The following is a 15,550-nucleotide window of genomic DNA, read 5'->3' on the forward strand; positions in this document are numbered from 1 at the left end:
CGCCGAATCCCGTGCTAGGCTCATTTCTTGTGCCGCGGGGTGGAGCAGTTCGGTAGCTCGCCGGGCTCATAACCCGGAGGTCGCAGGTTCAAATCCTGTCCCCGCAACAAGAGAAGGCCCCCTGATCAGGAGAAATCCCGATCAGGGGGCCTTCGTCATGCACGGATCCGGTGCGGGGATCGGGTGCGGAATCCTGATCCGGGCCGCTCGCGGAGGCGTCGGGAATACCGTGCCCGGAGCGGGTCTTATCGCTCTCTGTGAATCTTTACGAACCGGCCGTCTTCGGCGCCCTGAACCTGTCCAACCGCGTCGTCATGGCGCCGCTCACCCGCACTCGCGCAGACGCGGACGGCGTGCCGACGGCGACCATGGAGCAGTACTACCGGCAGCGGGCCGGACAGGGCCTCATCATCACGGAGGGCACGTGGCCGGCTCCCGAGGGCAAGTCGTACCCCGGCCAGCCGGGGATCGTCACCCCGGAGCAGATCGAGGCGTGGCGGCGGATCGCCGACGCCGTGCATGAGGCCGGCGGAACCATCGTCATGCAGCTGATGCACGGAGGGCGCGTATCGCACCCGGCGATCTCGGGGGAGCCGCGCGTGGTGGCCCCCAGCGCTCTCGCCGCGCCCGGCGACACGCACACCCCGGACGGCAAGGCGGAGCTGCCGGTCGCGCACGCCCTCTCCGAGGAGGAGGTCGCCTCGGTCGTCGCGCAGTTCGCCCAGGCGGCGCGCAACGCGATCGCCGCAGGCATGGACGGCGTCGAGGTGCACGGGGCGAACGGCTATCTCGTGCACCAGTTCCTTTCGCCGGTCTCCAACATCCGAGAGGACCGGTACGGCGGCGCACCGGAGAACCGTGCACGCTTCGCCCTCGAGGTCGTTCACGCCGTCGCCGAGGCCGTCGGCGCCGACCGCACCGGGATCCGCCTCTCGCCGCAGCACAACATCCAGGGTGTCCTGGAGGAGGACGAGACCGACGCTCGAGCCGTGTACGCGGCTGTGGCGCGCGGTGTCGCGCCGCTGGGCCTCGCCTTCGTGGATGTGCTCTTCGCGGCGCCGACGGCGGAGATCGTGCAGCAGATCCGCCGCGCGGCCGGCGCCCCGCTGATCGTCAACTCTGGCTTCGCCGAGGTCACCGCCAAGGCCGACGCGGAGACACTCGTCGCCGAGGGCTGGGCCGACGCGGTCGCCGTGGGCCGACCCGTCATCGCCAACCCGGATCTGGCGGTGCGCTGGGCGCAGGACGCCGCCCTCAACCAGCCGCGCCCCGAACTGTTCTACGGCGCCACCGCCGAGGGGTACATCGACTACCCGTCGCTCGAAGCCGCGATCTGACGACCGCCGTCGCTCAGTGCGCGCGCATCTGGGCGACGGCGGCCTCCCGGTCGATGAGATTCATCACGTCACCGATCGAGCTCACGAGCGGTGCGGGTGCGATCACCAGCGTGTTCTTGTCGACGCCGATCTCCACGAGAGTCTGCAGGGTGCGCAGCTGCAGCGCGAGCGGGTGCGACATCATCGTGTCGGATGCCGACCCCAGCTGGGCGGCGGCGAGCGCCTCGCCCTCGGCCGCGATGATCTTCGCCCTCTTCTCGCGCTCCGCCTCGGCCTGCTTGGCCATGGCGCGCTTCATCGTGTCCGGGAGCAGGATGTCCTTGAGTTCGACCAGGGTCACCTCGACGCCCCAGTCCACCGTGATGACGTCGAGGATCTCCCGGATGTTCGCGTTCAGCGCGGCCGTGTCGGAGAGGATGTCGTCGAGGTGGTGCTGCCCGACGACCCGGCGCAGCGTGGTCTGCGCGATCTGATCGATCGCGGCCCGCACGTTCTCGATGGCGATGACCGACTTCACCGGATCCTGCACCCGGTAGTACGCCACCGCCGAGACGCCGACCGTGACGTTGTCCTTCGTGATGATGCCCTGCGACTGGATCGGCATCGTCACGATCCGCAGCGACACTGGGATGAGCACGTCGACGATCGGGAAGATGAACCGGATCCCCGGCTCGCGCACGTTGTGCAGGCGGCCGAAGCGCAGCACCACGCCGCGCTCGTACTGCCGCACGATGCGCGCGGAGAGGAAGAACACGATGATCGCGAGGATCACCACGACGCTGACGATGATGAGCGGGGTCATGGGGACCGCCTCCTCCGGCTCCGGTGACGTGCCGCGGGCCAGTGCCTCCATTGTCCTCCCGCGCGCGGGATGATGGATCCATGTCCACCGGATCCGTGACCGTCGCCGTCTGCCAGTTCGCGCCCGTCGCAGACCGGGCCGTCAACCGCGAACGCATCGGCGAGCTCGTCGCGGGGGCCGCGGCGCGCGGGGCCGGGCTGGTCGTGCTGCCCGAGTACTCGAGCTACTTCGTCGACCCGATGGACGAGACCCTGGCGGCGCAGGCGGAGGACCTCGACGGGGCGTTCACGCAGGAGCTGACGCGCCTGGCCGCGGAGCACGGCGCCGTGATCGTGGCAGGGCTGGTGGAGCGCGCCGACGCCGGACGCGTCCGCAATGCCGTCGTCGCCGTGGATGCCACGGGCGTCCTGGCCGTCTATCGCAAGCAGCACCTGTACGACGCGTTCGGTCAGACGGAGTCCCGCTGGATCGAGCCCGGCGAGATCGGGGGAGCGGCGACGTTCGCCGTCGACGGGCTGACGTTCGGACTGATGACCTGCTACGACCTGCGCTTCCCCGAGGTGGCGCGCACCCTGGTCGACGCCGGAGCCGATGCGCTCGTGGTCCCCGCGGAATGGGTGCGCGGCCCGCTCAAGGAGCATCACTGGACGACCCTGCTCGCGGCGCGTGCGATCGAGAGCACGAGCTACGTCGTCGCGGCTGACCACCCCGGGCCGGTCGGCGTGGGCCACTCCGCGGTCGTCGACCCGCAGGGGGTGGTCGTCGCAGGCGTCGGCACGGGGGAGGGGATCGCGGTCGCGGAGCTCGACGCCGACACCGTCGCGCGCGTGCGCGAGGTCAACCCGGCGCTCCGGCTGCGTCGCTATCGCGTCGTGCCGCGCTGAGCGGTCAGTCCCTGCGGAAGCCCGCCAGGCGCTCCGACGCCTCGGCGATCACCTCGGGCCGCTTGCACGCGGCGAAGCGCACCAGGCCGCGGTACGCGTCCCGGTGCTCCGGCAGGACGAACGCCGTGAGCGGGATCGCCGCGACGCCCGCCCGGACGGGCAGCTCGCGGCAGAACGCAGCCGCGTCGGCGCCGCCGATCGCGCACGCGTCCGCGACGGTGAAGTAGCCGCCGGCGGGAGCGTGCACCTCGAACCCCGCGGCCGTGAGACCGCGGGCGAGCAGATCGTGCTTCGCGTGCAACCGCTCGGCGGCGTCGAGGAAGAACGCGTCGGGCAGCCGCAGCCCCGCGGCGACCGCGGGCTGGAAGGGGCCGCCGTTGACGTAGGTGAGGAACTGCTTGACGCTGAGCACGGCGGTGATCAGCTCGGCCGGGCCGTGGATCCACCCGATCTTCCACCCGGTCACGGAGAACGTCTTGCCGGCGGACGAGATCGTCAGCGTGCGCTCCCCGGCGTCGGGCAGGGTCGCGATCGGCACATGCGGGGCGGTGAAGGCGAGGTGCTCGTACACCTCGTCCGTGACGATGATCGCGTCGTGCTCGTGGGCGAGGCGCACGATCTGGGCGCGGATCTCGTCGCTCAGCACCGCACCGGTCGGATTGTGCGGGTCGTTGACGAGGATCACCCGGCAGCGATCGGTCACCGCGCTCGCGAGCTCGTCGGGATCGGGCTGGAAGCCGGGCAGGCGCAGCGGGACCGTCCGCAGCCTCGCGCCGCTGAGGGCGGCGATGGCGGCGTAGGAGTCGTAGAACGGCTCGAAGACCACGATCTCGTCCTCCGGGCCGTCCACGAGCGCCAGGAGGGCGGCCGCGATCGCCTCGGTCGCGCCGGCCGTCACCACGATCTCGCGCTCCGGATCGAGCTCGAGGCCGTAGAACCGGCGCTGGTGCTCGGCGATCGCCTGGAGCAGGTCGGGCACTCCACGGCCCGGCGGGTACTGGTTGGCGCCGCCGAGGATCGCCGCCCGGGCCGCCTCGAGCACCTCCGCGGGCCCGTCCTCGTCCGGGAACCCCTGACCGAGGTTGATCGCCCCGGTGCGGGCCGCGAGTGCCGAGATCTCGGCGAAGATGGTGGGGGCGACCTCTCCCGACGGGGAGAGCAGGCCGGCGCCGGCCGCGGTGCGGCGCCAGGCGCCAGGAAGGATTCCCATGGCGCCCAGGGTAACGCCATAGCGGAATCTCCCAGCGAGCATAAGAAAAACACAGAAATGGCCGTCAGTCTGTAAGGGCAAGGTTCGAAGGAGCAGACATGAACGAGCAGACGCCTCACCCCGACGCCGGACACTCCGTGCCCCCGTCGTTCTCGTCCACCCCCGTCGCCGACACCAGCGTCCCGGCCGGTGCGACGGCCCCCACGACCCCCCTCCCGCCGACCGGCGCCTACGCGCAGGCACAGCCTGCGCCGGCCGGAACCCCCGGCGTGCACACCGGCGCCGCCTTCGGCGCGGCCGCCACCCCCGCCGAGCCCAAGGCGAAGAGCGGCGTCGGCGGCGGCAAGATCGCGGCCATCATCATCGCCGCGGCCCTCGTCGGAGGCATCGCCGGCGTCGGCGGAGCAGTCGGCTACGGCTCGCTGACCGCCTCGAGCTCCTCGTCGTCGAAGTCGGCGTCCGGGCCCAGCACCGTCACGGTGAACAACCCCGAGTCCGTCTCGGAGGCCACCGCGATCGCCGCCAAGGCCGTGCCCTCGGTCGTCACGATCGAGGTGTCCGGATCCAGCGCCGCGGGATCCGGCTCCGGCATCGTGCTCGACAAGGAAGGGCACATCCTCACCAACGCGCACGTGGTGACGCTGGACGGCGAGGTGTCCGATCCCGCCATCCGCGTGACCACCTCGGACGGCCGCATCCTCGACGCCACCGTCGTCGGCATCGATGCGACCTACGACATGGCCGTCATCAAGGTGAAGGACGGCTCGGGCCTCACCCCGATGGAGTTCGCCGACTCGTCCAAGCTCAACGTCGGATCGATGACGGTCGCCGTCGGCGCTCCGCTGGGGCTGGCGAACTCGGTGACGACGGGCATCGTCAGCGCGCTCAACCGCAGCATCCAGATCCAGTCGTCCGCAGCGCCCTCCCAGAGCGGCGGGGACCAGCAGAAGAGCCCGAACCAGGACGGCTCCCAGCAGCCGTTCCAGTTCGACATCCCGGGCCGCGGCTCCGGGTCGCAGAGCTCCGCCTCGACCATCTCGATCTCGGTGATCCAGACCGATGCGGCGATCAACCCCGGCAACTCCGGCGGGGCGCTGGTCGACAGCGACGGAAAGCTCATCGGCGTGAACGTGGCCATCGCCAGCGCCGGATCCTCGTCGTCCTCCTCCGGCCAGTCGGGGAACATCGGCGTCGGCTTCGCGATCCCGTCGAGCATCGCCAAGCGCATCGCGAACGACATCATCTCCGACGGCAAGGCGACGCACGGCCTGCTCGGCGCGACCGTGCAGGACGCGAGCGGGCAGAAGGGCGCGACCGTCGTCGGCGCCGCGATCGCCTCGGTCACGAGCGTCGGCGCCGCGGCGAACGCCGGCATCCAGGCCGGCGACGTGGTCACCGGCTTCAACGGCAACCCGATCAGCGACGCGAGCGACCTCACGGCGCAGGTGCGCTCGGTCGCGGGCGGCAGCTCTGCCACGCTGACGATCGTCCGCGACGGCAAGAGCCAGGACATCACGGTGACCCTGGGCACGCTCACCCCGTGATCCGCGCCTGAACCTTGCCTCAGAAGAAGGACGCCACCCCGCGATAGGCTCGCGGGGTGGCGTCCTTCTCCTTCCGTGCGGGTAACGCCGGCAAGCTGCTGAGGATCCCGCTCTACCTGCTCGGCCGCCTGGGCACCGCCGTCGTCCCGCGCGGGCGCGGCTGGGTGATCGGCTGCGGGGCCGGGATCGGCGACGGTGCGCTCGCCCTCTGGCGGGCGGCGACCGAGGCCGGGCTGCAGCCCCTCTGGCTGACCGGCTCGGACCGTGAGCTGCGTGAGGCCGCCGGGCTCGGCATCCCCGCGATCCCGAAGAGCGGCGTGCGCGGCTGGTGGGCGACCGCCCGGGCGGGCGTGGTCGTGGTCACGCACGGCTTCGGCGACGTCAACCGCTATGCGGTCTCCGGAGGCCTCGCGCGCCCCGCCGTCGTCGTGCAGCTGTGGCACGGCATCCCGCTCAAGCGCATCGGGCTGGACTCTCCGGCCACCGTGCAGAGCGCGTTCCTGCCGCGCTTCGTGCCGCTGCAGCGCCTCCTCGGCCTGCTCTACCGCGGGCAGACGAGACGGATCCGGGTGCTGCCGGCCGCGTCGGACCGGGCGCGCGCCCGGCTGGAGTCGGCCTTCGGCCTCGGCGTGCAGCAGGTGCTGGTGACGGGGGAGCCGCGTGTCGACGTGCTCTCCGCCGGGGAGCCGTCCGCGCGACGCGCCGATGCCGCGGCGCGTCGCGATGCCGCGGTCGGGCCGATCCCCGAGGGCTCGCGCGTCGTGCTCTACGCGCCCACCTGGCGCGACGGCGCGCCGGATCCTGCCGTCCCCACCGCCACGGAGTGGGCGCGCCTCGTCGATGTCCTCGAGCGCACCGACAGCGTGCTGCTCGTGCGCTCCCACCCGCTGGGCGAGGGCGAGTACCGTCCTCCCGAGGCCACCGATCGGGTGCGCGCGATCGGCTCCGCCGTGCTCGCCGACATCACGCCGGTGCTGCCCGCGATCGACGTCCTCGTGACCGACTACTCATCGCTCGCGTACGATGTGGGACTCCTCGCCATGCCCGTCGTCTACCTCGCGCCCGATCCCGTCGAGTACGCGGCGTCGCGCGGCTTCTACGGGACCTACGCCGAGGTGGCCGGGGCCGACCCGGCACCCGACTGGGCGACGGCCGCCGCGCAGCTCGAAGGCGTGCTCACCGACGACGCGGAACGCGCCCGCCGCGCGGCGCTGTCCTCTGAACTCAGCGCCCGAATGCACGCGCACCGGGACGGACGCAACACCGACCGGGTGCTGGCGGCGATCCTCTCCCGCGCGGGCTCCGCGTCGCCGACCCCCGCTTCGAAGGGAACCCCATGACCAGCCGCGTCACGACCGCCCGAATCGACGAGGAGCAGCAGGAGCTGCTGATCGGCGGGGACGGATCCGCGCCGGACGGGATCGAGCTCGTCGGCCGCCGCGCGGTCGCCGCCGCCTCCGACATCGTGACGGCGAACGACGGCGCGGCCTGGAGCGCCGTGCTGCCGTTGCGCGCCTCGCGGTGGGGCGGCCCGGAGCTGCCACTGCCGACGGGCGACTATGCACTGGTCGTCGACGGTCGCACGACGGCCCTCCCCGCTGTCGAGACCGTGGTCCTTCCGGGCCTCCGCGTCGGATCTGCCGGCGGCGACGTGCAGGTCGCCGCACCTGTCGATCCGGCGTACGAGACCGCGGAGGGACGCCTCGCGCTCGAGGGGCGCTACGCGGCGCTGCCCGGTGCCGGCGAGAACGCGGTCTTCTTCGAAGCCTTCTACGGACAGTCCAGCGGCTGCAACCCCGGGGCCATCGACCGGGAGCTCGCCGCACGCGCTCCCGGCGTCACCCGGTACTGGAGCGTCGTCGACCTCTCCGTCCCCGTGCCGGACGGTGCGGTGCCGGTCGTGGAAGGGTCCCCCGAGTGGTGGCGGGCGCGCGCCGATGCGCGGCTCCTCATCGTGAACGACTGGCTGCGCCGCCGCTTCGATCGCAAGCCGGGGCAGCGGGTGCTGCAGACCTGGCACGGCACTCCGCTCAAGCGCCTCGCGCTGCATCGTCCAGGGCTCCATCCGCGGCGCTGGCTCGCCGTGGTCCGGGAGTCCCGTCGCTGGGATGTGCTGCTTGCGCAGAACCCGTATGCCGAGCGGGTGCTGCGCAAGGCGTACGCATTCCTCCGCAAGCCGGTGTGGGTCGACGGGTACCCCCGCAACGACGTGCTCACCACGGGCGATCCCGCGCGCATCCGCGCCGCGCTCGGCATCGATCCGGGGGACCGGGTGCTGCTGTACGCGCCGACCTGGCGCGACGACCGATCCGAGATGGTCGACTTCGTGGACCCGAACGCGCTCGCCGAGGCCGGCGACTGCGTCGTGCTCGTGCGCGGGCACTCCCGCACCATCCGTCCGGGTCGCGATCAGGCGGGTTCCCGCGTCATCGACGTGACCGGCTACCCCGACACAGCGGAGCTGCTGCTGGTCGCCGACGCGCTCGTCACGGACTACTCCTCGGTGATGTTCGACTTCAGCGCCACCGGCAAGCCGATGTACTTCCTGGTGCCCGATCTGGAGCACTACCGGGGGAAGCTGCGCGGCTTCTACTTCGATCTCGCCGCGCGCGCTCCGGGCCCCCTCGTCCGCACGCAGGACGAGCTGGTCGCCGCGCTCTCCGATGTGTCGGCTCTCGCCGAGCACGCACCCAAGTACGTCGCATGGCAGGCGCAGTTCAACGGCCGGGACGACGGGGCCGCGTCTGCGCGCGTGGTCGATCGGATCCTGGATCTCGGCTGGCTGGAGGCCTGACGCGGCCGCACGCACGATCCCGGGCCCGGACGGGGTCAGGGCAGGGGCGTGTTCCGCGTGCCCAGCCGGGACGTGTCGACCGTGTCGTGCGCGCCGCGCAGGACGCCCATGAGGAAGCCGAGCCCCCACGACAGGTGCATGGTCGGGAGCACGGCGAGCGTCCAGATGCGCTCGCGGGCGGAGCGCGGGGGATCCGTCGGGCGTCCGGGGGCGAGCGCCATCGCGATCACCAGCACGGCGTATGCCATGAGCGGCAGATACACGATCGAGGCGAGCAGTCCCGGCACGCCGGACAGCACCCCGGTCACCTGGAGCACCGCGACCACGAGGGCGAGGGCGAGGATCACCAGGAGTGCGGGCGGCGCGAAGAAGCGCAGGCCGTTGCTGCGCCCGTAGCGGCGCACGAGCTCTCCTCGCCATGCGCCGGTCGAGCGGAACTGCCGCGCGAGCCGGATCCAGCTCTCGCGCGGCCAATAGGTCACGGCGAGCTGCGGATCGAACCACACGGTGTGCCCGGCCTGACGGATCCGCAGATTGAGCTCCCAGTCCTCACCGCGGCGGATGGACTCGTCGAACAGCCCCACCTCGTCGAGCACGGTGCGCCGCATGACGCCGAGGTACGCGGACTCGGCCGTGCCCTCGCGGGTGCCCCCGTGATAGCTGCCTCCGCCGAGGCCGACGGGCGAGTTGTATGCGCGGGCGACGGCGGTCTGGAACGGGGTGCGGCCATCGGCGCGCATGACGCCGCCGACGTTCGCCGCTCCGGTGCGCTCGAGCGTCTGGATCGCCCGCCGGGCGTAGCCGGGGGAGAGCTCGGAGTGCGCGTCGACCCGGATGATCGTGGGGTGGCTGCTCGCCCGGATCGCCGTGTTGAGCCCCACCGGGATGTCGGCGGCGGGGTTGTGCACGATGCGGAGCCGGGGCTCGCGTGTTGCGAGGCGCTCGGCGAGCTGGGTCGTGCCGTCCGAGGAGGGGCCCAGAGCCAGGACGAGCTCCGTGGGACCGTCCACGTCCTGCGCGAGCACCGACTCGACCGCATGCTCCAGGTACGCGCGTTCGTTCAGCACGGGCATCACGAACGACACGCCCGCGCCGGACAGCGCTGCACCCTGGTCGGGGGCGGACGGGTCGGAACGGCTCACCCGTCGATCCTTGCACGTCCGGCCTGCGAGACCGGCGGGAGCACGGCTCGGGCGCGTCGGGCTACCAGCGTCCGCCGTTCTCCCAGTACCGCCCGATGTCCTCCAGCGGGCGCCCCTTGGTCTCCGGCGCCAGCCAGACCACGAAGAAGAACGCGAGGATCGCGATGACCCCGAAGACGGCGAACGCCCCTGCGCCGCCGAGTGCGTTCAGGATCGTGAGGAAGAAGGCTCCGACGATGACGTTCGCGACCAGGTCGCTGGTGAGCATCACGCTCGCGCCGAGCGAGCGCAGGTGCGCCGGCATCGCCTCGCCCGCGTAGACCCACACCAGCGAGCCGAAGCCGAAGGTGAAGCCGGCCGTGAACAGCACGAGCCCGATGAACCCGGCGATCGTGAGCGCCCCGTCGAAGTGCCCGCCCCCGATCGCGAACACGATCACCAGCAGCAGGTTGGCCAGCACCATGGTCCCGATGCCGATCAGCAGCACGGGGCGGCGGCCCATCCGGTCGATCACGAGCAGGGCGACGAACACCGCGACCAGACCGGCGACCTGCACCAGCGCGGAGAGGCCGAGCTTGACGATGTCGTCGGTGAAGCCCATCGCCTCGAAGATGCGTGGGCTGTAGTACACGATCGCGTTGATGCCGGTCAGCTGCACGAAGAAGCCGAGCCCGACCACGAACAGCGTGGCCCGGAGAAAGGGCTTGCGCAGGAGGTCGCGCCACGACGCCGTGTGGCCGGCGGCGAACCCCGCCGTGATCGTCTCGATCTCGGCGTCGACGTCGACCTCGGGACCCTCGATGCGCGCCAGCGTGCTCCGGGCTTCGGATGTGCGGCCCTTCATCACGTACCAGCGCGCGGTGTCGGGGAGGCGGAGCAGCACGAGAGTGATGATCACGCCCGGGATCGCAGCGAGACCGAGCATCCACCGCCAGCTCTCGGTGGGGGCGAGCGCCATCGCCACGAGGTAGCCGAGGATGATGCCGGACACCGTGGCGACCTGATAGAGCACGAGGAAGGCGCCGCGTGAGCGTGCGGGTGCGGACTCGGCGACGAAGACGGGCACGACCACGACCGAGACGCCGATGGTCAGGCCGAGCAGGAACCGCGCGATCACCAGCACCCAGAGGAACGGCGCGAGGCCGGACAGCAGCGAGAACGCCGCGAACGACACGGCGACGACGACCATCGTCGGCTTCCGGCCGATGCGGTTGGCGAGCGCGCCGCCGAACAGCGCTCCGAGGATCTCCCCGACGACGACCGTGGTCGTGACCCAGGACTGCGCGGCGGCATCGAGATGGAAGTCCTCGGCGAGGTACAGCATCGCGCCGCCGATGTTGGACGAGTCGTATCCGTAGATGATGCCCACGGTCGCCGCGGCGATGCCGACCAGCAGCGCCAGACGGGTCGTCCGGCTGTTGCCGGTCAGTGCAGAGCTCATTCGCGTCCTTCTGATGAGAGCGTCCCGGGAGCGGGCGGATTCGAGAGTACACCGGGGCTCAGACGACGAATCGCCACACGTATTCCAGTCCGTCGTCCGGGCGGAACCAGGCCAGCGTGACCACGACATCGTCCACGTCGGTGTCGCACAGGCAGATCTCCAACTGCTCCCCTGGCCGCACGCGGCCCCAGAGCATCGTGCGTCCGGGATCCGTCGAGGTGCGGGCGAACGCCCGCACGAAGTCCACGCCGTCGGCGGCGTTCGTGACCACGGGGTGCGCGCGATCACGGCGGTCGATGCGCCACGGCACGGGGTAGGACGCGTCGGGCGTTCTCGCCGTCGTCGGATCGGGGGAGCGGGTCATGCCGCCACGCTAGGAGCGGGCGCCGACGGTCACGAGCCGCGTGCTGCGGTCACGGCGGCAGCGGTGCAGAACTTCTCTCGCGGCGCGGGTGTGCAGGCCGGTCAGAGTTCCTCGTCGGCGGGCTGCGTGGGATGCAGCCCCGGCCCCGGAGCCTCGGGATCGGAGATCGGCGCCGGCCTGCGACGAACGGCCTCGACGGCTCGACGGCCGACCACGCCGACGCCGCGTGCCGCGGAGCCGGCCGCGCCGGCGACGGCGGTGCCCGCGAGCTGCGCGCCCCGGGCGATCCGGCTCTCGATGCGCTGGGCGCCCTCCTGCGGTTCGAGCTCGGCGGGAAGCACAGCCGGCGGAAGCCCGAACGCACGACGCGAACTGGCCAGGACCCGACGGCCGAGCACGTGGTTCCCCGCACCGCCGATCACGGCGCCGACGCCGAACGGCAGTGCCTTGCCGAGGAACGAAGCCCCGCCGACGCCGGCGAACTGCTTGATGAGCATGTTCTTGAGCCGGTCGGCGAGGGGTCCCACGGCGGCCCGGGGGAGGGACTTCGTCACCAGCTCCCCCCAGTACGCGGGTCGGCCCGCCCCCTTGCCGGCCGCCTGGCCGGCCAGCTGGCGGATGAGGTCCACGCCCTCCTTGCCGAGCATGAGGGTCATCACCAGCGCTCGGGCGCGATCGGGGTTCTCGACCGTGATTCCGTGCACCTCGGCGATCGACTGGGCGAACAGCGCCGTCGTCTCGACGAAGCCGGCGGTCTCGACGCCCGAGAGCGCGAGGGTGACCCCGGTGCCGATCCCGGGGATCACGGCCGTGGCGCCGACCGCCGCACCGCCGGTCGTCACCGCGGCGAGGTAGCGCCGCTCCAGCAGGGTGATGATCTGCGCCGGGGTGGCGTCGGGGTGTCGCAGGCGGATGCTGCGGATGTGCGCGAGCACGAGAGGACGCTGCACCGCCAGCACCCGGTCGAGGCCACGGATGTGCATCGGATGCTCGGACGATCCGGCAGGAGGCAGACCGCCCGCCCACGGTGCATCGTCAGGGAGGGAGTGGATCCGGTGCACGGTCTTGTCGCCCGTGCTGCGCTCGTTTCGCCCCATGGACCAGAGCCTATGTCGATCGTGCTGCGAGGACGCCCGAAGACGCGGAGAGCCCGTGCACAGGGCCCGGGCTCTCGTGGGAAGGGGACGGGATCAGACGAAGAGGTTCGCCCGCTCCAGATCCTCGGCGAAGTCGACCTCGACGGCGTACAGATCCGAGATGTCCATCGGCTCGAGCAGCAGCCCGTTCTCGACGATCGCGAGCTCGAGACCGCGCTCGAAGTAGTCCTGGTCGTCGACGCGCTGCAACTGGCGCATGAAGGCCTGCTTGTCGCGCGAGGAGATGTAGTTGATGCCGACGGCCTCGCCGATGCCGCCCTTGACGGTCTTGGAGAGCTCCTTGATGTAGCCCTCGGCGTCGACGGTGTACTTGACCTCTTCGTCGCTGACCTTCGCGGTGTTGACCGTGACGAAGGACTGGTCGCGCTCGATGAGGGCGATCGCACGGCCCAGGATGCGCGGGTCGAACACGACGTCGCCGTTCATCCACAGCACGCCGCTGCGCCCGGTGGCGGCGAGGCCGCGCAGCAGGCTCTTGGACGTGTTGGTCTGGTCGTAGCGCTCGTTGTGCACGTAGTTCACGTCGGGGAACGCCTCGATGATCGTCTCGGCGCGGTAGCCGACGATCGTCGTGATGCGGACGTCGTCGCCGAACGCCGCGTGGATGTTGTCGTGCTGCTGCTGCATGATCGAGCGTCCGTCGTTGAGCTCGGTCAGCGGCTTCGGGAGGGAGCGCCCGAGGCGCGAGCCCATCCCGGCAGCGAGAATGATGGTCTGAAGAGTCACAGAAAAGCTCCTGTTACGTGTGTTCACGGTCATGTCACCGATGGGACACTTCCTCGTGCCAGCTGCCATGGTATCGATCCGCCCTGATCGCAGCATGTGCGGGGGAGGCGCGATGCCATTCCGTTATCGAGTGCTCGGTGCATTCCCAGGTTCGTCATGGGCGACATCCTCTGCGTCGCATCCCGTCACTTCGGGCGGTCCGCCCGGATTTCGCAGCACCCGGTTGCTACCGTGAATGCATGACCGGAGCATCCCATGACCCTCGCGCGCCCAAAGACTCCTCGCCGCCGGCGAAGCCGCGTCGCACGGCGTCGGCCGCCCCGCGGGGCACCGCCGCGCAGACGGCGCGCGTGAAGGCGGAGAGTCAGGCCGCGGCCGCTCGCTCGGCGGCGGCGAAGCGCACGGCGGCGCGCACGAGCGCCGCGCGCACGGCCGCGGCGAAGGCGGCCGGGGAGAAGGCCGCCGCCGCCAAGGCCGAGGCCGCGGCGGAGACGGCCAAGGAGGAGGCAGCAAGGGTCGCCTCGGTCAAGGCGTCGGCTCCGACCGCGGCTCGCGCTCCGCGGGGGACGAAGAGCGCCGCCGCGAAGGGCACGACGCGGACCTCCGCCACCGCGACGCCGGGGGACGTCGCCGAGGAGGGCTCCAGCACCGCCGCCCGCCGGCCGGCCGCCGCCAAGACCACGGCCTCGAAGCGGACGACAGCGTCGCGCGCCACGGCGAAGACGGCCACGGCGAAGACGACGCCGGCGAAGCCGACCGCGGCGAAGACGGCCACGGCCAAGACGACGCCGGCGAAGCCGACGGCCGCCAAGCGGCCGAGCGCCGCGAAGGAGACCACCTCGACGGCCGGGGGGACGACGAAGCGCGCTCCGAGGAAGCCGGCGGCGGCCCTCGCGGACGACGCTGCGGCGACGATCGCCGAGGTCGTGGAGCCGCCCGCCGCGGCGGCCGAGACGCGGAAGGCCGATCCGGCCGCCCGTGCAGAGGAGACCTGGATCCTCTCGCCCGAGGAGGTCGCGGCGGAGGATGATGCTCCTGTGGAGAGCGAATCTGGGGGCGCGTCGCCGACGACGGAGACCAGGACGAGCGCGACGGCGCCGGACGTGTCGGAAGAAGAGACCGAGCGGACGCTGGAAGACGCGTCGGCGAAAGACGAGACTCCGGCAGACGAAGCGGCGCCGGCAAACGAGACAGCGCCCGGAGAGGAAGCGCCGTCCGCGGAAGACGCCGCGCCCGCAGAGGACTCGACACCCGCAGCCGACGCCGCTCCGGAGACGGGGGAGCCGGAGCAGGGATCGGCGTCGCCGCGTGCGGCCGAGCAGGATGCCGCGCAGGATGAGGCGGTGCCCGCCGAGCGGCAGGCGCTCGTGGTGCGCGGCCTCGTCAAGCGCTTCGGCGACACGGTCGCGGTCGGCGGCATCGACCTGACCGTGCCCGCCGGCACCTTCTACGGGATCGTCGGGCCCAACGGCGCAGGCAAGACGACCACGCTGTCCATCATCGCGGGGCTTTTGCGGGCCGACTCCGGCACTGTGCGGATCAGCGGCATCGATCAGCGCGCCGATCCGGCCGCGGCGAAGAAGGCGCTGGGCGTGCTTCCGGACCGCCTGCGCACCTTCGACCGGCTGACCGGCCGGCAGCTGCTGCACTACTACGGACTGCTGCGGGGCCTCGCCTCCGACGTCGTGGAGAAGCGCGTCGCGGATCTGGCCAGGGCGTTCGATCTCACAGGCGCGCTGAGCCGTGTGGTCTCCGACTACTCGGCCGGCATGACCAAGAAGATCATGCTCGCCGGCGCCATGATCCACTCGCCGCGCGTGCTCGTGCTGGACGAGCCGTTCGAATCTGTGGATCCGGTGTCGTCGGGCGTCATCCTCGACATCCTGCGCGCGTACGTCGCGCACGGCGGCACGGTCATCCTCTCGAGCCACGGCATGGACCTGATCGAGCAGGTGTGCGAGCGGATCGCGATCATCGTCGGCGGCGACGTGCTCGCCGAGGGCACGGTCGACGAGGTGCGTGCGGGGCAGACCCTGGAGCAGAGGTTCGTGGAGCTGTCCGGTTCGGCCACCGAGGTGGAGGGGCTGGAGTGGTTGCACACGTTCTCCGACTGAGGCTGATGCTGGCCCTCGGCGCCCTCCGAGGAGAC

Annotated in this window: 13 protein-coding genes and 1 tRNA gene; 7 read left to right on the plus strand and 7 right to left on the minus strand. The window is 71.6% G+C overall.

Annotation, left to right across the window (positions count from 1 at the left end):
* Positions 1–33: 33 nt before the first annotated feature.
* Both NFX31_RS05855 and NFX31_RS05860 read left to right on the plus strand, forming a co-directional pair.
* Positions 34–107, plus strand: a tRNA-Met gene (locus tag NFX31_RS05855).
* 150 nt (positions 108–257) lie between these two features.
* Positions 258–1,337, plus strand: a complete 1,080-nt coding sequence (locus tag NFX31_RS05860) for an alkene reductase (RefSeq protein WP_045249173.1) — start codon at positions 258–260, stop codon at positions 1,335–1,337.
* Between the two features lie 13 nt (positions 1,338–1,350).
* Here NFX31_RS05860 and NFX31_RS05865 read toward each other — a convergent pair whose 3' ends face one another.
* Complete coding sequence (locus NFX31_RS05865) at positions 1,351–2,139, minus strand: slipin family protein (RefSeq protein WP_045249185.1); 789 nt, start codon at positions 2,137–2,139, stop codon at positions 1,351–1,353.
* 80 nt (positions 2,140–2,219) lie between these two features.
* Between NFX31_RS05865 and NFX31_RS05870 the strand changes: the two genes are divergently transcribed.
* Positions 2,220–3,023 carry a carbon-nitrogen hydrolase family protein gene (locus NFX31_RS05870; RefSeq protein ID WP_262956980.1) on the plus strand — a complete coding sequence of 268 codons (804 nt, stop codon included), beginning with the start codon at positions 2,220–2,222 and terminating at the stop codon, positions 3,021–3,023.
* 4 nt (positions 3,024–3,027) lie between these two features.
* On the opposite strand, the gene NFX31_RS05875 is transcribed toward NFX31_RS05870, so the two are convergent.
* A complete protein-coding gene (locus NFX31_RS05875; RefSeq protein WP_262956981.1) occupies positions 3,028–4,233 on the minus strand; it encodes an aminotransferase class I/II-fold pyridoxal phosphate-dependent enzyme in 1,206 nt (401 codons plus the stop codon).
* Between the two features lie 98 nt (positions 4,234–4,331).
* On the opposite strand from NFX31_RS05875, the gene NFX31_RS05880 reads away from it, so the two are divergent.
* From NFX31_RS05880 to NFX31_RS05890, 3 genes are read left to right on the plus strand one after another with little or no spacing between them, the layout of a single operon-like run.
* Positions 4,332–5,777, plus strand: coding sequence for a S1C family serine protease (locus NFX31_RS05880; RefSeq protein ID WP_262956982.1), 1,446 nt, complete (start codon positions 4,332–4,334; stop codon positions 5,775–5,777).
* Positions 5,778–5,833: 56 nt separating this feature from the next.
* Positions 5,834–7,117 carry a CDP-glycerol glycerophosphotransferase family protein gene (locus tag NFX31_RS05885; protein ID WP_262956983.1) on the plus strand — a complete coding sequence of 428 codons (1,284 nt, stop codon included), beginning with the start codon at positions 5,834–5,836 and terminating at the stop codon, positions 7,115–7,117.
* Positions 7,114–8,571 carry a CDP-glycerol glycerophosphotransferase family protein gene (locus NFX31_RS05890; protein WP_091480547.1) on the plus strand — a complete coding sequence of 486 codons (1,458 nt, stop codon included), beginning with the start codon at positions 7,114–7,116 and terminating at the stop codon, positions 8,569–8,571. Before NFX31_RS05885 ends, NFX31_RS05890 begins: the two co-directional genes overlap by 4 nt.
* 35 nt (positions 8,572–8,606) lie before the next feature.
* On the opposite strand, the gene NFX31_RS05895 is transcribed toward NFX31_RS05890, so the two are convergent.
* From NFX31_RS05895 to NFX31_RS05915, 5 genes are all read right to left on the minus strand, one after another.
* Positions 8,607–9,644, minus strand: a complete 1,038-nt coding sequence (locus tag NFX31_RS05895; RefSeq protein ID WP_045249187.1) for a glycosyltransferase family 2 protein — start codon at positions 9,642–9,644, stop codon at positions 8,607–8,609.
* Positions 9,645–9,774: 130 nt separating this feature from the next.
* Positions 9,775–11,154 carry a sugar porter family MFS transporter gene (locus tag NFX31_RS05900; protein ID WP_045249178.1) on the minus strand — a complete coding sequence of 460 codons (1,380 nt, stop codon included), beginning with the start codon at positions 11,152–11,154 and terminating at the stop codon, positions 9,775–9,777.
* A gap of 58 nt (positions 11,155–11,212) precedes the next feature.
* A complete protein-coding gene (locus NFX31_RS05905) occupies positions 11,213–11,518 on the minus strand; it encodes a hypothetical protein (protein WP_045249179.1) in 306 nt (101 codons plus the stop codon).
* A gap of 101 nt (positions 11,519–11,619) precedes the next feature.
* Positions 11,620–12,615 carry a hypothetical protein gene (locus tag NFX31_RS05910; protein WP_045249180.1) on the minus strand — a complete coding sequence of 332 codons (996 nt, stop codon included), beginning with the start codon at positions 12,613–12,615 and terminating at the stop codon, positions 11,620–11,622.
* 93 nt (positions 12,616–12,708) lie between these two features.
* On the minus strand, positions 12,709–13,401 hold the full coding sequence (locus NFX31_RS05915) for a phosphocholine cytidylyltransferase family protein (RefSeq protein WP_045249181.1): 693 nt from the start codon (positions 13,399–13,401) through the stop codon (positions 12,709–12,711).
* A 239-nt stretch (positions 13,402–13,640) separates the two neighbouring features.
* On the opposite strand from NFX31_RS05915, the gene NFX31_RS05920 reads away from it, so the two are divergent.
* The gene (locus NFX31_RS05920; RefSeq protein WP_262956984.1) at positions 13,641–15,515 is read left to right on the plus strand and encodes an ATP-binding cassette domain-containing protein; all 1,875 of its coding nucleotides are present in this window, start codon (positions 13,641–13,643) and stop codon (positions 15,513–15,515) included.
* Positions 15,516–15,550: the final 35 nt, after the last annotated feature.

Source organism: Microbacterium azadirachtae (genome assembly GCF_025583665.1).
GTDB classification, from domain to species: Bacteria; Actinomycetota; Actinomycetes; order Actinomycetales; family Microbacteriaceae; genus Microbacterium; species Microbacterium azadirachtae.

What these genes read in the sequence shown, in the direction of transcription:
- NFX31_RS05865 (WP_045249185.1), bottom strand. Translation starts at nt 2,139, where the DNA reads ATGACCCCGCTCATCATCGTCAGCGTCGTGGTGATCCTCGCGATCATC.
- NFX31_RS05870 (WP_262956980.1), top strand. Translation starts at nt 2,220, where the DNA reads ATGTCCACCGGATCCGTGACCGTCGCCGTCTGCCAGTTCGCGCCCGTC.
- NFX31_RS05875 (WP_262956981.1), bottom strand. Translation starts at nt 4,233, where the DNA reads ATGGGAATCCTTCCTGGCGCCTGGCGCCGCACCGCGGCCGGCGCCGGC.
- NFX31_RS05880 (WP_262956982.1), top strand. Translation starts at nt 4,332, where the DNA reads ATGAACGAGCAGACGCCTCACCCCGACGCCGGACACTCCGTGCCCCCG.
- NFX31_RS05890 (WP_091480547.1), top strand. Translation starts at nt 7,114, where the DNA reads ATGACCAGCCGCGTCACGACCGCCCGAATCGACGAGGAGCAGCAGGAG.
- NFX31_RS05895 (WP_045249187.1), bottom strand. Translation starts at nt 9,644, where the DNA reads ATGCCCGTGCTGAACGAACGCGCGTACCTGGAGCATGCGGTCGAGTCG.
- NFX31_RS05900 (WP_045249178.1), bottom strand. Translation starts at nt 11,154, where the DNA reads ATGAGCTCTGCACTGACCGGCAACAGCCGGACGACCCGTCTGGCGCTG.
- NFX31_RS05905 (WP_045249179.1), bottom strand. Translation starts at nt 11,518, where the DNA reads ATGACCCGCTCCCCCGATCCGACGACGGCGAGAACGCCCGACGCGTCC.
- NFX31_RS05910 (WP_045249180.1), bottom strand. Translation starts at nt 12,615, where the DNA reads ATGGGGCGAAACGAGCGCAGCACGGGCGACAAGACCGTGCACCGGATC.
- NFX31_RS05920 (WP_262956984.1), top strand. Translation starts at nt 13,641, where the DNA reads ATGACCGGAGCATCCCATGACCCTCGCGCGCCCAAAGACTCCTCGCCG.